The sequence below is a fragment of the Chryseobacterium luquanense genome (genome assembly GCF_026460945.1).
GTDB classification, from domain to species: Bacteria; Bacteroidota; Bacteroidia; order Flavobacteriales; family Weeksellaceae; genus Chryseobacterium; species Chryseobacterium luquanense.
The window spans coordinates 25,253-45,686 of sequence record NZ_JAOVZV010000004.1 but is presented as its reverse complement, the minus strand read 5'-3'; the positions used below and the strand labels follow the sequence as shown (position 1 = coordinate 45,686).

General features: G+C 33.3%; 20 protein-coding genes. 5 read left to right on the top strand and 15 right to left on the bottom strand.

Annotated features, from left to right (window positions below; genetic code table 11):
* Window positions 1-65: 65 nt before the first annotated feature.
* Complete coding sequence (locus OEA66_RS06630) at window positions 66-3,233, bottom strand: UvrD-helicase domain-containing protein (protein WP_267280646.1); 3,168 nt, start codon at window positions 3,231-3,233, stop codon at window positions 66-68.
* 157 nt (window positions 3,234-3,390) lie between these two features.
* Here OEA66_RS06630 and OEA66_RS06625 point away from each other — a divergent pair, with 157 nt between their 5' ends.
* Together OEA66_RS06625 and OEA66_RS06620 are read left to right on the top strand one after the other, a co-directional pair.
* Window positions 3,391-4,137: a hypothetical protein gene (locus OEA66_RS06625; protein ID WP_267280643.1), complete on the top strand. Its 747-nt coding sequence runs from the start codon at window positions 3,391-3,393 to the stop codon at window positions 4,135-4,137.
* A 7-nt stretch (window positions 4,138-4,144) separates the two neighbouring features.
* Window positions 4,145-4,930 carry a carboxypeptidase regulatory-like domain-containing protein gene (locus OEA66_RS06620; protein WP_267280642.1) on the top strand — a complete coding sequence of 262 codons (786 nt, stop codon included), beginning with the start codon at window positions 4,145-4,147 and terminating at the stop codon, window positions 4,928-4,930.
* Between the two features lie 38 nt (window positions 4,931-4,968).
* On the opposite strand, the gene OEA66_RS06615 is transcribed toward OEA66_RS06620, so the two are convergent.
* From OEA66_RS06615 to OEA66_RS06595, 5 genes are all read right to left on the bottom strand, one after another.
* Window positions 4,969-5,481: a GNAT family N-acetyltransferase gene (locus OEA66_RS06615; protein WP_267280641.1), complete on the bottom strand. Its 513-nt coding sequence runs from the start codon at window positions 5,479-5,481 to the stop codon at window positions 4,969-4,971.
* A 2-nt stretch (window positions 5,482-5,483) separates the two neighbouring features.
* Complete coding sequence (locus OEA66_RS06610; RefSeq protein WP_267280640.1) at window positions 5,484-5,705, bottom strand: PspC family transcriptional regulator; 222 nt, start codon at window positions 5,703-5,705, stop codon at window positions 5,484-5,486.
* A 3-nt stretch (window positions 5,706-5,708) separates the two neighbouring features.
* Complete coding sequence (locus tag OEA66_RS06605) at window positions 5,709-6,974, bottom strand: DUF2851 family protein (RefSeq protein ID WP_267280639.1); 1,266 nt, start codon at window positions 6,972-6,974, stop codon at window positions 5,709-5,711.
* 286 nt (window positions 6,975-7,260) lie between these two features.
* Complete coding sequence (gene bshA / locus OEA66_RS06600; protein ID WP_267280638.1) at window positions 7,261-8,409, bottom strand: N-acetyl-alpha-D-glucosaminyl L-malate synthase BshA; 1,149 nt, start codon at window positions 8,407-8,409, stop codon at window positions 7,261-7,263.
* A gap of 25 nt (window positions 8,410-8,434) precedes the next feature.
* Entirely contained in the window at window positions 8,435-10,138 is a 1,704-nt protein-coding gene (locus tag OEA66_RS06595; RefSeq protein ID WP_267280637.1) for a glycoside hydrolase family 3 protein, read from the bottom strand.
* 115 nt (window positions 10,139-10,253) lie between these two features.
* Between OEA66_RS06595 and OEA66_RS06590 the strand changes: the two genes are divergently transcribed.
* Entirely contained in the window at window positions 10,254-10,805 is a 552-nt protein-coding gene (locus OEA66_RS06590) for a hypothetical protein (RefSeq protein ID WP_267280636.1), read from the top strand.
* An 80-nt stretch (window positions 10,806-10,885) separates the two neighbouring features.
* Here the strand turns inward: OEA66_RS06590 and ribA are convergent, their stop codons facing one another.
* From ribA to OEA66_RS06550, 8 genes are all read right to left on the bottom strand, one after another.
* Window positions 10,886-11,479 carry a GTP cyclohydrolase II gene (gene ribA, locus OEA66_RS06585; RefSeq protein ID WP_267280635.1) on the bottom strand — a complete coding sequence of 198 codons (594 nt, stop codon included), beginning with the start codon at window positions 11,477-11,479 and terminating at the stop codon, window positions 10,886-10,888.
* A 13-nt stretch (window positions 11,480-11,492) separates the two neighbouring features.
* On the bottom strand, window positions 11,493-11,942 hold the full coding sequence (locus tag OEA66_RS06580; protein WP_267280634.1) for a hypothetical protein: 450 nt from the start codon (window positions 11,940-11,942) through the stop codon (window positions 11,493-11,495).
* Window positions 11,939-12,550, bottom strand: a complete 612-nt coding sequence (locus tag OEA66_RS06575) for a DUF4254 domain-containing protein (RefSeq protein WP_267280633.1) — start codon at window positions 12,548-12,550, stop codon at window positions 11,939-11,941. Before OEA66_RS06575 ends, OEA66_RS06580 begins: the two co-directional genes overlap by 4 nt.
* A 12-nt stretch (window positions 12,551-12,562) precedes the next feature.
* Window positions 12,563-12,775, bottom strand: a complete 213-nt coding sequence (locus OEA66_RS06570; RefSeq protein ID WP_267266391.1) for a Sec-independent protein translocase subunit TatA — start codon at window positions 12,773-12,775, stop codon at window positions 12,563-12,565.
* 30 nt (window positions 12,776-12,805) lie between these two features.
* Window positions 12,806-14,365 (bottom strand): murein hydrolase activator EnvC family protein, encoded by a 1,560-nt coding sequence (locus OEA66_RS06565; protein WP_267280632.1) that lies wholly within the window; start codon window positions 14,363-14,365, stop codon window positions 12,806-12,808.
* Window positions 14,362-15,207, bottom strand: a complete 846-nt coding sequence (gene lolB1 / locus OEA66_RS06560; RefSeq protein WP_267280631.1) for a lipoprotein insertase outer membrane protein LolB1 — start codon at window positions 15,205-15,207, stop codon at window positions 14,362-14,364. Before lolB1 ends, OEA66_RS06565 begins: the two co-directional genes overlap by 4 nt.
* 88 nt (window positions 15,208-15,295) lie before the next feature.
* Window positions 15,296-16,312, bottom strand: a complete 1,017-nt coding sequence (locus tag OEA66_RS06555; RefSeq protein ID WP_267280630.1) for a sugar phosphate nucleotidyltransferase — start codon at window positions 16,310-16,312, stop codon at window positions 15,296-15,298.
* Between the two features lie 24 nt (window positions 16,313-16,336).
* A complete protein-coding gene (locus tag OEA66_RS06550; RefSeq protein WP_267280629.1) occupies window positions 16,337-17,797 on the bottom strand; it encodes a lipopolysaccharide biosynthesis protein in 1,461 nt (486 codons plus the stop codon).
* Window positions 17,798-17,919: 122 nt separating this feature from the next.
* On the opposite strand from OEA66_RS06550, the gene OEA66_RS06545 reads away from it, so the two are divergent.
* A complete protein-coding gene (locus OEA66_RS06545) occupies window positions 17,920-19,260 on the top strand; it encodes a dihydroorotase (protein ID WP_267280628.1) in 1,341 nt (446 codons plus the stop codon).
* A 61-nt stretch (window positions 19,261-19,321) separates the two neighbouring features.
* Here OEA66_RS06545 and OEA66_RS06540 read toward each other — a convergent pair whose 3' ends face one another.
* Window positions 19,322-19,924 carry an FMN-dependent NADH-azoreductase gene (locus OEA66_RS06540; RefSeq protein WP_267280627.1) on the bottom strand — a complete coding sequence of 201 codons (603 nt, stop codon included), beginning with the start codon at window positions 19,922-19,924 and terminating at the stop codon, window positions 19,322-19,324.
* Window positions 19,925-20,032: 108 nt separating this feature from the next.
* On the opposite strand from OEA66_RS06540, the gene OEA66_RS06535 reads away from it, so the two are divergent.
* On the top strand, window positions 20,033-20,419 hold the full coding sequence (locus OEA66_RS06535) for a winged helix-turn-helix transcriptional regulator (RefSeq protein WP_034970137.1): 387 nt from the start codon (window positions 20,033-20,035) through the stop codon (window positions 20,417-20,419).
* Window positions 20,420-20,434: the final 15 nt, after the last annotated feature.

Here is a 20,434-nt window from a genome sequence, read left to right as displayed (position 1 = left end):
ATATTCTCAGGGCGGCCCCCCCCAGGGGCCCCCCCGAAACTATTTTGGCTTTTAATTTTAGAATTTTAAGGAATATAAATAAGCTGAGTTTTCAGAACTTTCAGTCCCAAATTTTCAAGCACAATTTTGTACATTTCGATTTGTTTTTCGTTCTTTTCGGTTTCCATACCGGTTTTAAAATCAACGATAATATAGCCTTCGTTACCTTTCAAAATCCTGTCAGGACGATAAATTTTACTAATTCCTCTTTCGGAGATCATAATATCTTTTTCATTAATCACTTTCCATTTTTCATCGAAAAACTCGGCATATTGATCAATGATTTTTTTGAGATCTTCTTTAATATTTACTTTTTCATCAAGCGTAATTTGACCTTCCAGAACATAGGTCTCCAAAACTTTATCGATGTCTTTCTCGGTGTTGATTTTTGAAAGCAATTCGTGTACGAAAAGCCCGATTCTTACTTTTTCATTTCTTACCTGATAATTTTTTGAAGGCGTAGCGATTTTTATTGAGCTCTTGTTTTCATGCTCGTTTCTGAGATTTTGGATGTTTTCAGTTTTAAATTCAGGTTTTTTGTGAATGATTTGCTTTTTCAACATTTCAGGATGGGTTTCATACAAATCAAATTCATCGAGATCCTGCAAATTTTTAGATTGTACAAATTCTAAGATTTCTAAATTATTAGAAGTTTTATTCTGTTTCTGAAGATAAAAAAACAGTTGTTCTACAGGTCGTGTTGTTGCAACATATTGAAGACAAAGTCTATCGACTAAATTTTTGTAAGAATTTTCATGATTAAATTTTTCAATTCCTTCATCATACACTTCAAGGTTTTTATTGAACTGATTGATGTTTACCGATTTTAAAACAGATTTTTCATCATTTTCAAACCAATTGGTGAATTCAGAATCACGGTTTTTATTCATTATCGGAATAAAAACAATCGGAAACTCAAGACCTTTTGCCTTATGAATCGTCATGATTTGAATAGCATCAATATTTTCCGAAGCTTGAATCGTGTAAGTTGAAGCTTCTTCATCCCAATATTTCAGAAATTCTTTGGTACTTGCGCCTGCGTTTTGAGTGAAATTGAAAAGCATTTCTAAAAAGTTGAGCAGGAAGTCGGTTTCTTTGTTTTCAATCGAAAATTCGTTGATATAATATTCAATGAAATTGTAAAGATTAAATTTGGGAAAACGATCCTGTTTCAACTTAATCTTATATTTTTCTTCAATATACTGAATGATTTCTTCATGTTGTTGCAGAGCGAGAATTTCTTTCATTCCTAGAGTAAAATCCGGCATATTGATTCTTCCGAGTCTGTTGAGATAAAACATCATCATTATCAGATGAGGTTTGTTTTTAGGATTGGTTTCCCACTTCAAAAACTCCACAACAGCTTGCAAAGTGTTTGATAATTCTAAGGTTAAACCTTTATCGGAAATCGTTTTAATATTGGTCTCTTCACCATGATAATTAACTTTCAGGTTTCCTAATTTCTGCGAATAAGAGAAAATATCGAAGTTTCCACGGCAAAGAATGGTTATATCAGAAAATCTAAATCCGTTATTTAAGCTTTCCTGAATATCTTTCTGCATTTTCTCCGAAACATCGTTGTAAAAATCTTCATTCGTTAAATTTTCAATGAGATTTATTTTTACTCTTCCTTCAATACCTGATTTGGGATTTTGCTCACCATCAACTCCGAAAATATGCTGATGCTCTTCTTCAAGATTTAATGAATGAAAATGATACAGTTCATTATTAAATTGTACGATGTTTTTTGCACTTCGCCAATTATCTTTTAGAACTAATAATTCCGCTTGTTTGGGCGAAAATTCTTTCTTGTTGATAATGTCCAACATTAATTTACTTTCACCACCACGAAAGCGGTAAATACTTTGTTTCGGATCTCCAACCAAAGTAAACGAAGTGTTTTCTGTCGAAATACTGTGATCTCTCAACGGAACGAAATTCTGCCACTGCAATTCTGAAGTATCCTGAAATTCATCAAAGAAATAATGCTGAAACTGCGAACCTACTTTTTCATAAATAAAAGCAGAAGGTTCATTTTTAAGATTTTCATTAATTAAAATATTGAATTTCGAGAGCAGAACCAAATCATTTTCTTCCTCGATTTTTCTCAGCTCATCCTGAATATCCTTGTTTACTTTTAAAGGCAACAAAGCAGAATGTATTTTTTCTTTTTTTTGAGTTTCGATGAATAAAAGAATCAGTTTCATTCTGTTTTCAAGAAGTTGTTCCAGAATTTCTGAAATTTCTGCGTCTTTGTGTTTTGATTTTGCTGCAGCACCTTTTCGGTACTTTTCAATAGCAGATTCTTCGGTCGAACTTGGAAATGGAAATCCAGGTCTTTTTTTCTGATAAAAATCAACAACTTTTGGGAAGAATCCGCCAAGTCCGTTTTTTCCCTGTGCAAAATCTTCAATCTCAATATTTCTTGACTTGAATAATTCAATCGAGCTCAAAGCAAGTTCTAATGATTGCTTTTTGTTTGCGGTAATTTCTATTCTTAGAGTATTCTTAATATCTTCATAATTCGCATCATCAAATTCTTTGTTGTCTTTCAGATGCTCGTAATGAATATCTTTTACAAATTCTTTCGCAGAATCGTAAAGGTTTTTATTCAGATTAATTCTCTCGTTATTTTCCAAACTGTAATCCACATAATCCATAAACGAATTAGAAATATTTTCATTTTCTCCAATCTGGTCAAGCATTTTATCAACTGCTTCAATTAAAAATGGTTCTGCATCAATTTCAAGATTAAAATTTTTAGCTAAACCTAGTTCATAAGAAAAGCTTCTTACCAATCGGGAATTGAAGCGGTCAATTGTCCCGATATTTAAGGTTGAATAATTATGAAGAATATAATCTAAAAGTTTTTTTGAGCGATAATGAAGTTCGTCAATTGTAATTTTTAAACCTTCTGCTTCGAAAGCTTTTTGAATGTTTTTTAAATCATTATTTTCAAGATAATTTTCCGCTGTAAACTTATTGAGCCATGAAAGAATTCTTTCTTTCATTTCGTTGGCTGCTTTGTTGGTAAATGTCAATGCTAAAATATTTCTTATTGACGATTGTTGATTTGGATATCTCAAACAAATCATCAAAAGTCTCTGTACAAGAGCGTAAGTTTTGCCCGAACCAGCCGATGCGTTGATTACAGTATAAGAGTTTGACATTTTTAGCGGAAGATTTTGTGCAATTTAGATAAAATTTAGCTGAAAATTTAACAAATTCGAGCCTATATTTTAACAGTTTTGAACTTAAAATTCAAAAAAAATATTAAATCGCGTTAAGTCTGGTTAAACTTATGACTGAATTAAAAAATAACTTTAGTTTTGTTGAATAAAACAATAATCCGTGAAGTTTAAACTACTTTTTATCCTGTCATTCATTTTCTTCGTCCAAATCAATGCTCAAAGTTATATTTTTGGGAAGATTTCTTCTGAAGATCTCACTGAAGTTCCGAGTGTGACCGTGATCAATATGCGAACTAACGAACAGGTTCTTACCAATAGAGACGGTCATTTTATGGTTTCCGGAAGAGAGGGCGATATACTTCGTTTTTTCAAAAGCGGATACGATAGAATCGACAGAAAAGTTTCGAAAGAAAATGTGGAATCACCGATGAATGTTCAGTTGACCAGAGCGGCTCAATTAATTGCTGAAGTTGAAATAAAAAAAGGTTTGAGCGGAGACCTGAAAATTGATTCTAAAACTTTAAATCAACCTGCGAAAGTTCAAAAGCTAAAAGCAGAGATTAATGCTTATCTCAAACAAAAATCTGACCCGAGAATTTTAGCGGCAAGACCGGGACAATTTGTTCAGCCGAAAGGTCAAGGTTTTTCTGTAGGCAAAGTAAAAAATAAATGGGATGATCTTGATTTTGAAAATTATCTTGCTTACGCTCTGGGAGAGCAATATTTTGCAGATTTAAAAATCGAAAAGCCATTTATCAACCATTTTATTAAATATGTTCTCGCAGGTGGATTTGAAAGACAGAAAATCTTGAAATATGGCTTTGTGAGTGATGGCGATTTGATGAGGTTTCAAAATTCGGTTTTGATGAGAATTTCTTCTTACAGAGCTCCACAAACACAAAAATAAAACACTGATGATGAGAAAAATTCTTGTAGTATTTTTCTTTTTTACTGTAGCACATTTTTTTTGTCAGCAGAAAGTTTCTGGGAAAACGATGAGTGAAAATGACATGGTTTTGACATCGGTTTTAGTCGTCAATATTTCTAATGACAAGAAAATTTATAGCAATTCTTTAGGCGAATTTTCGATTGAAGCTTCTGAAAATGATGAAATAAGATTTGTGAAAAAGGGTTATGAAAGAGTTTCAAAAAAGGTTTACAGTGTAGAAATTCCTATGAATGCTGTTTTGGTGAGGATTCCAGAGGAGATTGAAGAAGTAGAAATCGTTTCTGCAACAGGAAATTTATCGAAAGATTCTAAAAGATTATCTAAGATTGACAAAAAAGACCAACTTCAGAAAGCGATTGGTCTTCCTAGGTCTAAAACCGGTGATAAACCTCGTGAAGTTCCTGCAGAAGTAAAGAATGTTTTATTGGCTGCGGCATTGGGGAATTTAAATATTCAGGGAACTTACGATTTGATAAGCGGTAAAGCGAGAAGGCAGAAAAGGCGGTACAAATATGAAGATCTGCAAAGTGATATTCTATGGATACGCAAAAGGATGGACAATGATTATTTTGAAAAAGAAGGTATTCCTGCTGAGAGAATTTCAGAGTTCTTAGAATTTAGCTTTACTGTAAAACCTGAAATAAGAACTTATGTAAGAGCAAAAAATATTTCAAGAGTAGTTTTTAAGCTTGAAGAAGTACTTCCTGTTTTCGTTGATCGACTTAAAGAAAACTCCAAATCAAAAGAATAAAAACTTAATGCATCCTTGATTTAACTTAGTTGAATATTTTAATGATAAACAATATCATAAATTTCATCTTTAACTTCTTGTAAATTTTCAGGAAAATAGTTGGCAAGAAGCCAAAGCTCTAAACTCTTTTTGCCTTCTCCATAACTTGGCTGTACATACATTTCATCAATCAGATTAAAGCCGTTTCGTTGGTAAAACGAAAAACGTCGTTTAGCATCTTCGTTTAAATGTTCAGGTTCGATTTCTAAAATAATTCTGGGATAGTTTTTAAATAAATAGTCTGTAATATGAGAACCCAATTTCTGATTTCTGAATTCAGAAAAAACTTCAAAATGTTCTACAAAAATATGATTTGTCAATTCCCAAATAACTAGGTAACCAATGTTTTCAGAATCATTCAAAACAGAAATTACTTTCACATTCGGACGTTCAAATAACTGTATGAATTTATACCAATCTCTTCTTTCATCCTCAGGAAAAGAGGTTGTATAAGAATTAAAAATCTTATGCACACGATAATCATCGGGCGAAGTAATCTGTAAAAATTCCATAACTAAAGGTCGAAAACGCTTGGTCTCCTTGTGATAAAAATATCTTTAATCCAAAGCGTGAAAGCCAGACCAAGATATATTAAAAAGAAAAATCCTGCCGTCGCAAATGTAGAATAAATAAAAAACACTCTCAGTTTAGAAACAGGAATTCCCAGTTTGGCACCCATTCTTGTGAGTACACCAAACCATTCGCGTTCCATTTTGTGACGTAGATTACCAAACATTTTTTAAGATTCTTTTAAAATTTTAAATCCGATACCGCAATTTAAGCAATTTTTTGTTTCACAATAGTTTTTAAAATGATAAATCAGACTCTGACTTTCCATTGAGTTTTTAATTTTTAAGCCAATTTTTTTCCATTCATTAATAACTGAATTTTTTTCTGCCTGAATTTCATTATAAAAACTTAGTATCTCATCGGTGATATTTTCACTGTGATGTTTATGATATGTGTATTTTATTGGAAGAACTGTATTTAAAATAATCAATTCAATGAAATCTTTCGTTAAAGATTTTGATTGACTTACGGGAGATGTTTTCCCAAAATTAAAATGATTGTCCCAATATTTTGAGGCTTTAATATCTTTGAAAATTTCAGCTAGTTCATTCGTATTTTGTGCTGAAATAATCTTTGAAAACAAATTTTGGTGCCGGAAATACAAATCTGCAAATTGCGAGAAACGAATTGTAGGGAAGTTTGGGGGGCGTAATCTCAGAAATTTAGGGTAGATTTTAATATCCGGAAGATTATATTTGACTTTAATAAAATCAAATTCTCTTTTCCATATTTTAATTTGATCGTCTTGTGAATTTTCAAGCCAACCGGAAATTCCAAAAAATAATGCTTCAAGTTGTGTTTTGTTCTGTTGGATTTTAATAATTGTATTGAAACTGATGCTTTCGGCAATTTGCTTAAAAATAAAAGCATTTACTTTTAAACCAAAAGAGTAGGCTAGATGATGAAATAAAACTGCTTCATAATTGTTTTTATTTCTCAGCAAATCAGATTCTATTTCTAAAGATCTTTCTTCAAGTTTTTTCAATAAATTTTCCTCATGAAAGTTAATCGGGATTTTCGTAGTGCTGAAAATTTTCTCACACGCAATAAACTGACTTTCTTTTAGCAGGTTTTCGTATTTCTGAAAAATATTTTTGTCGATATAATCTTTCAACTCTAGTGTCGGAATATTGTGCTCTTTGAATTCTTTGATGTCAATATCATTCTGAAAAACGACATGAAGAATGATATTTTGATATGCAGGATCTTTTGAGTGTCGATGGAAAATCCAGTCGGAAGACTTTACATGCAGTTCAATATTCCCGACAAGAATAATGTTTTTGGTTTTAATTTTCGCCATCAAAAAATCAGGGCCGGAATCGGTATTCCACTTCCCGAAATCGATAATTTCAACAGAATTTCCGTCTGTATCTGTAAAATTAAAATTGGTGAATACTTTGAAGTTCCAAAGATATTGATGGAGTTTTTCGTTCATCAGTAGTGTTTTTGTGTTACAACTAATTTACGGAAAAATATTTATGAATTTTGAATTTATTTTTTGATGCATGGTATTTAAGGTTGCGCTCCTCCTGAGCGCAAGCTGGCAACTTAAATCTTTTTCCTACAAAGGTTTTGCTCCTACGGAACTTAAATAGGAATTCTGATGAAGTAGTTATTTCCGAAAACTTGTTGTACTGTGCAGGCGGCTTTCAGATAAATTTGGATTAAACGAAAAAATCAGAGCAACTGCTCTGATTTATATTTAGACTGTAAAAAAAATATTAAACTTTCGCAGGTTCTTTTTTGAAGTTGGTAATTGTAGTTTTGTACATCTCTTCATAAATAGGAAGAATGTTTTTTAAATCAAAACGTATCGCCTGTTCTTTTGCATTAATTTTCATTTGAGCTAAAAGTTCATCGTTGCTTAATAATTTGATACAGTAATTACTCATTGCCTCCACGTTTCCGATTTCTGCTAAGAATCCTGTTTCTCCTTGGATGTTCACTTCCGGAATTCCACCTGCATTAGAACTGATAACAGGGGTGTTTGCTGCCATTGCTTCTAAAGCTGCCAAACCAAAACTTTCCTGCTCAGAAGGAAGTAAAAAAACGTCCGACAGTTGTAAAATTCTGTACAAATCATTCACTTTACCCAAAAGACGAATTTTAGAAATCAATTCCGGATTTTCTTCCAAAAACTGATTGACTTTTTCCATATCGGGACCTTCGCCAATAATGACCAGTTTAGATTTTACTTTTTTCTCAACGTTTTTAAAGATTTGAAGTACTTCATCTACACGTTTTACAGGGCGTAAATTGGAAACGTGAATCAATATCTTTTCGTCAGGATTAGCAAATTGCGTTCGCTGACATTCATTAAGCTCATCAAATTCAGAATTATCAATAAAATTGGTAATGACCTGAATCTCTTTTTTAATATTGAAAAACTGCAGTGTATCTTTTTTCAGACTTTCAGAAACCGAAGTAATTGCGTCCGATTGGTTAATCGAAAATTCTACCGCATGTTTATAACTCGGATGTTGCCCAACCAAAGTGATATCTGTTCCGTGAAGTGTCGTCACCAAAGGAATATCGTTATTGTCTTCCTTCAACATTTGCTTTGCCGTAAAAGCTGCATAAGCATAAGGAATGGCGTAATGTGCATGAAGCAGATCTAGTTTATAGAGATTCACAACACGGTAAATCATCGAGCTCAACGCAATATCATACGGTTGATACTGGAAAAGGGGGTAGGTCTGAACATTGACTTTGTGGAAGAATATATTAGGATTGGTAATATCTAATCTCGCCGGAAGTGCCGAACTGATGAAGTGTACTTCATAGCCTTTGTTTGCCAAAGACATTCCGAGTTCTGTTGCCACGATTCCGCTTCCGCCGTATGTTGGGTAACATAGTATGCCTATTTTCATCTCTTATTTTTTATTTGATGTCAATTTATTTTGTGTGGGAAACCTTCAAATCGATTCCCATACCTGGTTTTAATTTATCGTTGACTAAAACGGGTAGTCTTCCCGAGATTTTAGTTTTTCCGTTCAGTGCATCTGCAGTTGCTGTCATTGAGTCATCATTATTTTCATAAGAAACCAAAACTGTAGAAACTTTAGAAATATCAATGTCTTTTAATGCATAAGCGCTTCCAAAAACATTCAGAATAACATTTTGACTTTTAGTTAAATCTGCCAATATTTTCTTTGATTCTGCTGAAATTTTATAAGGTTTATACGCTGTAGAATTATCTTTATGAAAACCCACAATTACTGTAGAATTTGAAGGAATTGAATTGAGTTCAGAAGCTTTTTTTACAATCACTTTTGAATTTAAATTTAATTGATTTGCAAATGACTGATAAGGTGCTTCTTCCAAAGGAACAAAGTAATACGTTGAATTGGAATTTAAAGGAAGCAGTTTTTTATCATCTTTTAATAATGTTAAAGCATTTGCATACAGGTTTTGAACCAGCTTTGTATGCGAATCGTTATTGATGTCTTTGTTAATGTTTTCAGGATTCTTAGGACTGTATTGATTTAAGCCTAAATAATATTTAGTTAAAAGAATCTTTTTTACACTTTCTTCAACTCTGTCTTGTGAAATTTCACCGTTATCAATCGCTTTTTGGATAAGTTTTTTACCTTCCGCAACACCTTGTGAGAAAAGCATAATGTCATTTCCTGCTTTGAAAGCTAAAGCATCCAGTTCTCCAGGTTTGTATTTGTTGGCAACAGCGCCCATGTTCAGAGCATCAGTAATAATTAAACCTTTGTAACCTAATTTATCTTTTAATAAATCGGTCACAATTTTTTTTGAAACAGAAGCAGGAATTCCTTTCCCTGATTCTAAATTAGGAACATATAAATGCGCAACCATTACACCGCCAATCCCTTTATTCATTAAAGCTTTAAAAGGAGCAATTTCGATTTTGTTTAATCTTTCAAGACTGTGGGAAACTACAGGTAGGTCTAAGTGAGAATCTGTATTGGTATCGCCATGTCCCGGAAAATGTTTGATGGCTGCAAGAATATTGTGGTCTTGTAAACCATTTGCGTAATGTAGAGCCGATTGCGTTACATTTGAAACCTCAGAACCAAAACTTCTGTTCCCGATAATCGGATTGTTTGGATTTGTATTTACGTCTACAACCGGAGCAAAATCCCAGTTGATTCCCATTCTTTTGCAGTCTTCAGCAATTTTTGCTGCCATTTGATAAATTAGATCTTTATCCTGAATAGCTCCTAAAGTCATTGCCCAGGGGAACTTATGAGCGGTATTGATTCTTTGGTAAATTCCCCATTCAGCATCCATTCCAATCATCAAAGGAACTTTCGATTTTTGCTGGAATTCATTTACAAGATTAATTTCTCTTGCTGCATCATCCTGCATCAAAATTAGTCCGCCAATTTTATCATTGGTGACAATATTTCTCACTTGATTGACATGGTTGTCATCTTTATTAGTATATAACGCAACAATAAATAACTGACCGAGTTTTTCGTCTTGAGAAAGACTGTTGTAAGTTTGGTCAACCCATTGATTTGCTTTCTTGATATCTGCCCTTGAGATATCTTTAGGCTGATATTGTGCCGTAATATAGGAAGTGGAAAAGGCTATAATTAAGAGAAAATTAAAAACTAATTTCTTCATGGTTTTTTGAATATGAACAAAAATACGATTAAAAAAAAGATGAATACTAAAGTTTTTTCAGTTTTTGGTATATGTTTTGATTCGGCATATTTAATAATAATATAAAATTTAAATAATGAGAAAATTTTTTCCAATTCTAATGTTGGCTTTCGTGAGTTTATTCACTTATAGCTGCGATAATAACGATGATGTAGTAGTTGATAATACTCAACAATATGAATACCCTCAAATGAAAGACTTTACGGGAAATTTAAACTCATCAAATAATTTTACACTAACGGTGCCAATTGGTATTCCTATCACGGATGTTGTTTTGGTGTATAGAAATGTGGGATCGGGGTCTGGTACAAATGCTGTTTGGCAGTTGATTCCTAAAACATATTATTTGGATAACAATGTTTCTTTTCCAGCGAACAGAGAGTTAGATTATAATTTTGATTTTACAACGGTTGATGTTGAAATTACATCAAGAGCAAATTTTAATCAATCTACTCAAATGACAACAGCAGAAACAAATTCTTATTTGAATAATCAAATGTTTAGAGTTGTATTGATTCCAACGGTTGCAGGGAAAAACGCAAACACTGTAGATTATAATGATTATAAAGCTGTGGTGAAATATTTTAATCTTAATGATTCTAATGTTTCTCTAACAAAAGTAAACTAAGAAATCTTTTCAAATTTTTATAATAAAGAAAGCTCCGAAATTAATTTTTCGGAGCTTTTGATTTTCTATTGTTATAAAACTTATTTCTGATCGTCTAAGAAATGACCGAAAAAGTCTTTTTTTGTTTGCAGATATTCTTTGCTGTTTTCATTTGCTGGAATTTGCAAAGGAATTCTTGAGTTTAAATGAACATTACTTTCCTGTACAAATCTTACTTTATCAGGATTGTTGGTCAAAAGGTTGATGTCTTCAATTTTAAGCTGGTTTAAAATCTCGATAGCAATACCAAAATTTCTATCATCTGCAGGTAAACCTAATTCTAAATTTGCCTGAACTGTATCGAAGCCTTTTTCTTGTAAAGAGTAAGCTTTAAGTTTATTGATGATTCCTATATTTCTGCCTTCCTGACGTAGATAAATAACTAATCCGCCATTTTCGTGCATATATTTCATTGCTGCATCAAGCTGTTGTCCGCATTCACATTTTTTAGAATGAAAAACTTCTCCGGTAATACATTCAGAATGAAAACGTACATTGACAGGCTGTGATAAATCTGTATTTTCAGCAACGATTGCCATGTGCGGCATCCAGTCATTTTCGTCTTCCGAAAAAGCAATCATTCGGAAATTACCGTGCTCTGTAGGAACATTAGCTTCCGCCTGAATTTTAATCATTGAATATTTTTGTTTATTTTTTTCCGTTGACAGAATCTTCTATTACGGTAACGTTTGTTTTTAGTCTTACCAAATATCTGTTCAAAACTTCATCTTCATCTTTTTTAAGATATTTTCTAAGTTTCTGAATGCTTTTGTAAGATTTTTCTAGATTTCGGATGGTTTTATTTTTTCCTGATTTATTCCCGGATTCTATCGCATAAAGGTAGTTTTGCAAAGTGTATTTTAAGTTGCTCACTTCTTCATTCAAGGCTGTATTCGAAAATTTTGGGAAAGTAGAAATCAGATTGGTAATTTCTGAAGCATTAACATTTTCTGTAATATTAATGCTTATACTTTTGTTATCAGATTCAGCTTTTGCATCACTTGAAAAACTGTTTGACAAAGGTGACATATTCAGTTTTTCGGTAGCGCAGGAAGAAGTGATTATTAAAAGTATTCCAAGAAAAAATAGTCGTTTCATTTTTGCTCCTTTTGATAAAGGATTGGGTTAAGACTTTCATCATTGTACATTTTCATCTGTTTGTACACTTTCATCTTAACATCACCGTTTTCAATATCTGTAAGCAATTGAATAATAGAAGTACACAAATCTTCTTTCTGAGTAAGCAATACATTTAATTTTGCTTGGCAATTTAAACGATGCTCTTCAGATGCAGATTCTCTGTTTGCTTCTAACGACATATGATAAACCTTTAATGCCAAAATAGATAATCTGTCAACAGCCCAAGCTGGAGTCTCAGTATTTATTTTAGCATCAAATTTTGGAGTAATATTTTTATATTTATCTAAAAACCAGCTGTCTATGAATTCTACCAAATCAGTTCTTTTTTGATTTGAAGAATCTATTGTTCTTTTAAGTTGAAGAGCTTCGACAGGATCTATATTCTCATCTCTAATTATATCTTCCAAATGCCATTGAACGGTATCAATCCAGTTTTTAGCATACAAAATACGTTCCAAAGTATCACTTTCAAACGGGTTTTTTACAGAAGTTTCTACGCTGTCTAATACATGATAGTCTTCAATAGATTGGTTGAAGATTTTCCAAGCAGTATCAGTAAAATTCATTGAAATTGAGAATTATAAATTGCTGTTTGTATTATTTGAAGAATTGTTTTCGGTTTTAGAACCTGGCTTGTCTTCTTCTTTGATAGCATCTTTAAATTCTTTGATTCCAGAACCCATACCTCTCATCAATTCAGGGATTTTTTTACCTCCGAAAAGCAATAAAAGGATGATAGCAACAATAAGGATGTGTTGCCACGATAATGATAATATTGTTAGTGTATTCATTTCTAAATTTTTTGTAAAGTTAATCTTTTTTTAATACGAAACCCAACTAAGAGGATCGACAGCCTGACTTCCGTTCCAAATCTGGAAATCAAGAGTATAGCTTCCGTCAAAATCCTGTGCAACTGCTCCTACAACTGTTCCTGCAGAAACCTGTTGGTTCTTTGAAACAGTATTGCTACTGAGATTTGAGTAAATGGTGAAATAATCACCATGTTTTATCATTACAGTTTTGGTCCCGTCTGCGGAAGGAATCACCTGAGAAACTGTACCAGGAAAAACTGCTCTTGCAGAGGTTCCTTTTGCTACAGATATTTTTATTCCATTGTTTTCCTCCCAAATATTTTTAAAAACAGGATGTTGCTGTTTACCAAATCTATGGGTAATAGTTCCTTGAGCAGGCATGGAAATTCGTCCTCTGTTGGAAACGAAATTACTTCCTGCGGCTGGAGCAGAAACCCCATAATTGGTCATCGCTTTAGTTTCTGCAGCTTTTTTGTCTTCATCTTTTTTCTTTACTAAAGCCGCTTCTGCTTCTCTTGCTTCTTTTAATTTTTCTGATGCCTCCCTTGCTTTTATTGTTGCATCGTCTGAGGCTTTTTTAGCGGCTATTTTTCTAGCTTCATCTTTTGCGCTTGCCTCACTTCTTGCAGCTTCTTCATTTCTTTTTCTTTCTTCCTCTGCTCTTTTTGCAGCTAATTCATTTGCTTTTTTTACTTCAGCTTCAGCTAGTTTTCTTTCTCTTTCCAAAGCTTCTGCACGCGCTTTTGCTTCAGCATCAATTCTTGCCTTTTCTCTCTCTGCTGCTATTTTTGCTAAACGAATTTTTTCTGCTTCAGCCTTTCTTCTACTTTCTTCTTCAGCTTTAGCAATTCTTATTTCTTCTGCAATAATTGCTCTGATTTGTCCTTCTAAAGCTTTAGACTGAGATTGTTTTTGTTTTAAATCGGCAGTAAGCTTAGATTCGTTCTTTTTGAATTCTGTAACCAACTGCTCTTTTTGTTCACGCTCAATATTTATTGTCGTTAAATCTTTTTTCTGATTAAGAAGTAAATTTTCTTTTTCTGTGGCCGATTTTTTCTTTTGAGCAACAGATTTTTTAAGCTCAACGGCCGCGGTTGTTATTTCTGCTGCTTTTTTATCCTGATAATCTGAATATTGCTTTAAATATTGAACTCTTCGTAATGCTTCACCCAAACTTTTTGATGAGAGAATAAAAGTTACTTTATTTTGTACACCTTTGTTTTTATAGGCATTAACCAAAACCTGAGCATAGTTTTTTCTCAGAACAGCAAGTTCCCGGTTTTGTCTGTTGATTTCCAGTTGACGAAGATAAATTTCATCTTCTATAAATCTTTTTTCTTTCTGAGTGTTATTAAAAACTTTTTCTCTAAGCGCTAGTTTTTTATTAACGTTATTTAAATATGATAAAGATAATTTTGATTCGTTTCTGGTTTTTGCCAAATCTGAATTTATCTGTGATATCTGTTTTTTTAGATCAGCATTTTGCTTTTGCAACTGTTCTTTGTTTTGTTGACCATATTGTAATCCGAACAGCAAAATGCCTATTAAAAAGCTAATTTTTTTAATCATTTAATATCAATTTTCTTATAATTGGCTGGAACTGAATAGGGTGTTTCCATCCTCGAAAAGTCAAATTTCGTGTTTTCCAGTAAAATTTGACTCGATTTTGAGCCTTTTATAATTATTTTAACATTTTTCGGAAGCTTTATTTCGTTCGGAAAGGTCTCCCAGTTTTCATATACGATCTCAATAGCATCATTGGATTTTACATCTTGTAATTTTACCCAATTTAGATTAAAATCATCGGTGTACTGCATTTCAACTTTATATTCACGTACAACATCATCCGTTACAATCTTCTGATTGGTAATTGAAGTCAGTTGATAGCCTTCATTATTTTTAACAATATTTGAGTTGCTGTTGGTGATATGCATAAAAGTACGCCCCATCAATAATTTTTCTAAGGTCTTATAATCAATGAAATTAACGTTTAGAAAATTATTCAGATAATCAAAATCGGAATCGATGTAATTTTTATTGTATTTGTCAATAGCTTTAATTCCTTCCGGAGTTATAATCGCTCTCGCAGCATTGATTCCCCAAAAAGAAATATTTGCCCATGTTTTTTTATCATTTTCAATATAAATGGTTGCGTCAAGTGGGCTTACTCTCAAATCGCTTGCTGTAATTTTACTGTTGATTTTTACATGCTCAAATTTAGGATGAAGAAGAATTTTTTCATAAAAAGTTAATCGATCCTGAATGTTTTTGGCATTTTTCGGGTCGTTCTTATCGTCTGATTTTTCCACTTGAATGCTGTCATTCTCTGAAGAAGTCTGATTTAATGCTTTTCTGCTTTTACAGGAAAGTATAGTAAGTGTAATTATCAATAAGATAGCCCAATTTTTCATATTCAAATTTAAATAATCTTTTACAATATTAACGCCAAACCACACAAAATGATATTGTGTGGTTTTTGTCAACGTTATTTAGTTTAATTTATTTCGATAAAAAGTCTAAAACAGAAAAATCTCCCAAAGAAATTTCCCTTGCAACTCCAAAATAATGAGCTGAACTTCCAATCATTGAATTGGAAAGGTTTCCGTGATCAATTACTGTTTTTTCCTGAATCAAAGAGTTATCAATATTAGAGTTGATTATTTTCGTGCCTTTTCCTAAAGAAACGTAAGGTCCAATCTTAGAGTTTGAAATCTCAACATCTTCACCGATATAGCAAGGCTGAATAATCAAAGAATTCTGAATGTTTGCCGACTGAGGAAATCCTGTAAATTCGTCTTTTTCATATTCTAGAATCTTGCCGTTGGTTTCAACTGTAGCATTTTTATTTCCACAATCCATCCAATCATCTACTTTTCCTAAAGAGAATTTTGCGCCTTTCTGACGAAGATTTTCTAGTGCGGTTGTCAACTGATATTCACCACTAACTTTAATGTTGTTATCCATGATGTGATTAATCTCATCCATCAATTTTTCTGCTGAATTGAAATAATAAATTCCGATGATGGCAAGATCTGAAATAAAAGTTTGAGGTTTTTCTATAAAATCTGTAATAAAACCGTAGTCATCTAATTTTACAACTCCAAAAGCCGAAGGATCTTCTACTTTTTTTACCCAAATTACACCGTCTGAATTGGTATCTAACGTAAAATCTGCTCTGAATAAAGTATCGGCAAAAGCAACTACAACATTTCCTTTCATTGACGCTTCGGCGCATTTAATGGCATGTGCTGTTCCTAATGCTACATCTTGAGTGTATATGCTTGCTTTTGCCCCAAGGTTTTCAGCAATTTTAATAAGTGAAGCTTCTACTTCGGCTCCAAAATCGCCGATAATGAAAGCTACTTCATCGATTGTTTCTCCTGCAACTTTTGCAATATCTTCTACTAATCTCTGTACAATCGGTTTTCCGGCAATCGGAATCAATGGTTTTGGAACGGTTAACGTATGTGGTCTCAATCTTGAGCCTTTTCCGGCCATTGGAACAATAATTTTCATAAATGAATGTTTGTTTTAAAATTATTAGTTATTAGTTTTTCTGAGTATTTTATTAATCATTGTTTTTTCGTTATAAGCTAAAAATGCAATAAAGAAAATGAATAATCCGTTTCCTATGAAGTAATTATTTCTAAAATAATAGAACGAAATCATAGAAATTGCAATGGATAACGAAAGATATACAAGGATTTTTTTTGTGTTATAATGAATTGGGTATTGTGCTCTTCCCCAAATATAGGAAATAACCATCATACTTGTGTAAGTAATTAACGCTGCAAAAGCACTTGCCCAATAACCATATTTCGGAATAAATGTAAAGTTGATAATTATGGTAATTGCCGCTCCGATCAATGAAATGTATAATCCGACTCTTGTTTGATCGGATAATTTATACCAAATCGAAAGATTCAGATAAATTCCTAAAAATAATGCACCGAGCATCACAAAAGGAATAATTTCAATACCTTCAAAATAAAGAGGGTTCCCTAAGTATTTTTCAGAAATCCATTGAAGGTTTACCATTAATCCGATGTAGATAAGACAATTGCAGATCACAAATACATCCATGAGAACTGCATACGTTTTGTGATTGTTTTTGTCTTTAAAACTTGAAAAGAAATAGGGTTCAATTCCCAATTGATAGGCCTGTCGGAAAACCGTTATAAAAGTGGCAATCTTATAAACTCCGCCATAGACACCAATCTGATGTTTGGCTTCTTCTTTTGGAAGTAAATATTTTAAAAACTGTCTATCTAAAGTCTGGTTGATTACTCCGGCTAATCCTGCAACCATTACCGGCCACGAGTAGCTCATGATTCTTTTCCAAAGTTTAAAATCAAACTTTCTGAAACTGAAGTTGACGAATTCTTTCCCTACAATCGCTAATGTGATGATGCTCTGAACCAGGTTGGCAATAAAAACATATCCGACACCAATTTCCGGATCATATTTTAATCCTAAAATTCCGTCAGGATAATGAGGAAGCCACTTGATGAAAAATACGATTAGAAAATAATAAACCAGTGATCCTGCAACCTTTGAAATGGTATATAAAATTGGTTTTCCTTCTAATCTTAAAACTGCCGACGGAATCGTCGCAAAAGCATCAAATGAAAGAATGAAAAGAAAAATGACAAGATAATTAACCTGATCAGGTGTTTCAAACGCATTCGCAAGTTCCTGCCTGAAAGCATATCCTAAAATAAGATAAATCAAACCAATTCCTAAAATGCTCAGTGCCGTAGTAGATACCAGAGTTTTTTTATCGATATCGCCTTCCTGAGCAAAACGGAAAAAAGAAGTTTCCATTCCGTGGGTCAAGAAAACCGTGATCACTCCGGCAATAGAATACCAATCTACAAAAGGTGATGATGCCGAAGGTCCGAATGAATTGGTCACGATGGGTGCAATCAGGAAAGGAAAAATCCTCACCAAAACCGAACTCAGTCCGTACACTGCAGTTTGCCCAAATAATTTCTTGTACAAATTAATTTTTTTAAAGTGCAAATGTAAATATTAGAATTCACAATTTTCAGACTTAAGTTTAAAAATCATTCCTGAAAATATTAAATTTGTGCAATACAAATCTTTATATCTAAAAAATAAAAATGAAAATTCTAATAAAAAACGCCCAAATCGTCAATGAAAATCTGGTTTTCCAAAGTGATATTCTGATTGAAAATGATTTGATTTCAAAAATTTCAAAAGATATTTCTGAAGAAAATGTGGACCAAATTATCGATGCTTCCGGAAAATATCTGTTACCGGGAATTATTGATGATCAGGTGCATTTCCGTGAGCCGGGTTTAACGCATAAAGGTGATATTGAATCAGAATCTCGTTCAGCAATTGCTGGTGGAACGACTAGTTTTATCGAACAGCCGAATACGGTTCCAAATGCTGTAACTCAGAAATTATTGGCGGATAAATACGAAATCGCTTCTCAAAAATCCTACGCTAATTATGGTTTTATGATGGGCGGAACGAACGATAATTTAGAAGAAGTTTTAAAGACAAATCCAAGAAATGTTCCCGGAATTAAATTGTTTTTAGGTTCATCCACAGGAAATATGTTGGTTGATAATCCAGAAACTTTAGAAAATATTTTCAGCAATACCAAAATGTTGATTGCCGTTCATTGCGAAGATGAAGCGACGATTCGCGAAAACACGGAAAAGTACAAAGCGGAATTTGGCGACGATATTCCTGTGAAATTTCATCACTTGATAAGAAGTGAGGAAGCTTGTTATAAATCATCTTCAAAAGCAATTGAATTAGCACAAAAAACCGGTGCAAGACTTCACGTTTTCCATTTGTCAACAGCGATTGAAACAGACCTTTTCAGAAATGATATTCCATTAAAAGAGAAAAAAATAACGGCCGAAGTTTGTGTTCATCACCTGACTTTTACCAATGAAGATTACGAGACAAAAGGAAACCTCATCAAATGGAATCCGGCGGTCAAAACTTTAAAAGATAAAGACGGACTTTGGGAAGCTCTTTTGGATGACAGAATTGATGTCATCGCCACCGACCACGCGCCTCACACTTGGGAAGAAAAGCAGAATGTTTATACGAAATGTCCTTCCGGAGCACCTTTGGTTCAACATTCTTTGGTCGTGATGTTGGAGAATTTCCGAAGTGGAAAAATCACTTTGGAGAAAATTGTGGAGAAAATGTGTCATAATCCTGCGATTCTATTTAGAATTGAGAAAAGAGGTTTTGTGAGAGAAGGTTACAAAGCGGATTTGGTTTTGGTAGATTTGGATGAAAACTGGACGGTTTCCAAAGAAAATATTTTGTACAAATGTGGCTGGAGTCCGTTGGAAGGAACTGAGTTTCATTCGAAAGTGACGCACACTTTTGTCAATGGAAATTTGGTTTATGAGAATGGAAAAATCAATGAGGAAAAATTCGGAGAGCGATTGCTTTTTGAAGTTCGGGAATAAAAACAAAGAAGGCTTTTCATTAATTGAAAAGCCTTCTTTTATTAACAAATTAATTTAAAGATTAGTCAATAACAATGCTGTCAATTCCTTTTGCCAGGGCATTTTCCATAATTCCCGGAATCGACAAACCTTCTGCCCGAAACACGCTGACATCTGTGACGCCATAGAAACCAAAAACATTTTTTACATAAGGAACATTCGAATCATAAATCTGATAAGGACCTTCCGAATAAATATTTCCCGATGCGAATGCAATGTATAATTTCTTGTCATTCAACAAACCTTCAGGACCTTTTTCGCTGTATTTGAAAGTGTAGCCTGCTCTGGAAGTGAAATCAAAATATGCTCTGAGTGTCGCGGGAACGGAGAAATTATACATCGGAGAATCGATGACAATGATGTCGGCTTCCTGAAGTTCCGAAATCAAATTTTCAGAATAGGCATTGATGGACTGTTGCTCGGGAGAATGACTTTCTGCGGGAGAGAAAAATGTGTTGATGTGTGCTTCTTCCAAAAGCGGAACAAGGTTTTTTGTAAGGTCGCGTTCTTTCACCAGGCTGTCAGGATATTTTCCCTGGATTTTTTCAATAACGGCATTTCCTAATTTTCTGCTTGCGGACAAATCCTTTCTTGGACTTGAAATAATGTGAAGTATGTTTTTCATTTTTTTTGATGATTAAATTCTTCGACAAAATTATGTACATTTGCTTGTTAAAAGTTAGTAGTGAACAAAAGGTTAGTAGTAACCTTTGAGTTAGTGAAGCTTATTTTTATGGAAAAAAGTATTGAATTAGAAGAACCAATTACTGCTCGCAGATGTTCCGAAAGTCTGTCGTCTGTGGAAGATGCGATTTATGTCATCGGCGGAAAATGGAAACTGAAAATTATTATCGCATTGCAGGAACAGGGAAGCATTCGTTTCAATGAGCTTCAAAGAATCGTTGCCGGAATATCTGCAAGAGTGCTTTCGAACGAGTTGAAAGATTTAGAACTCAATGGTTTTGTGAAAAGAATAGTTCACAGCGAACAAACGCCTGTGGTCGTAGAATACATTTCCACAGATTACAGCAAAACGCTGAAGCCAGTGATAATGGCACTTTCCGAATGGGGAAGAACGCATAAAAATAATCTCCGAGAAGATATTTTCGAAAATAAATAAGACGCTCGCAGATTT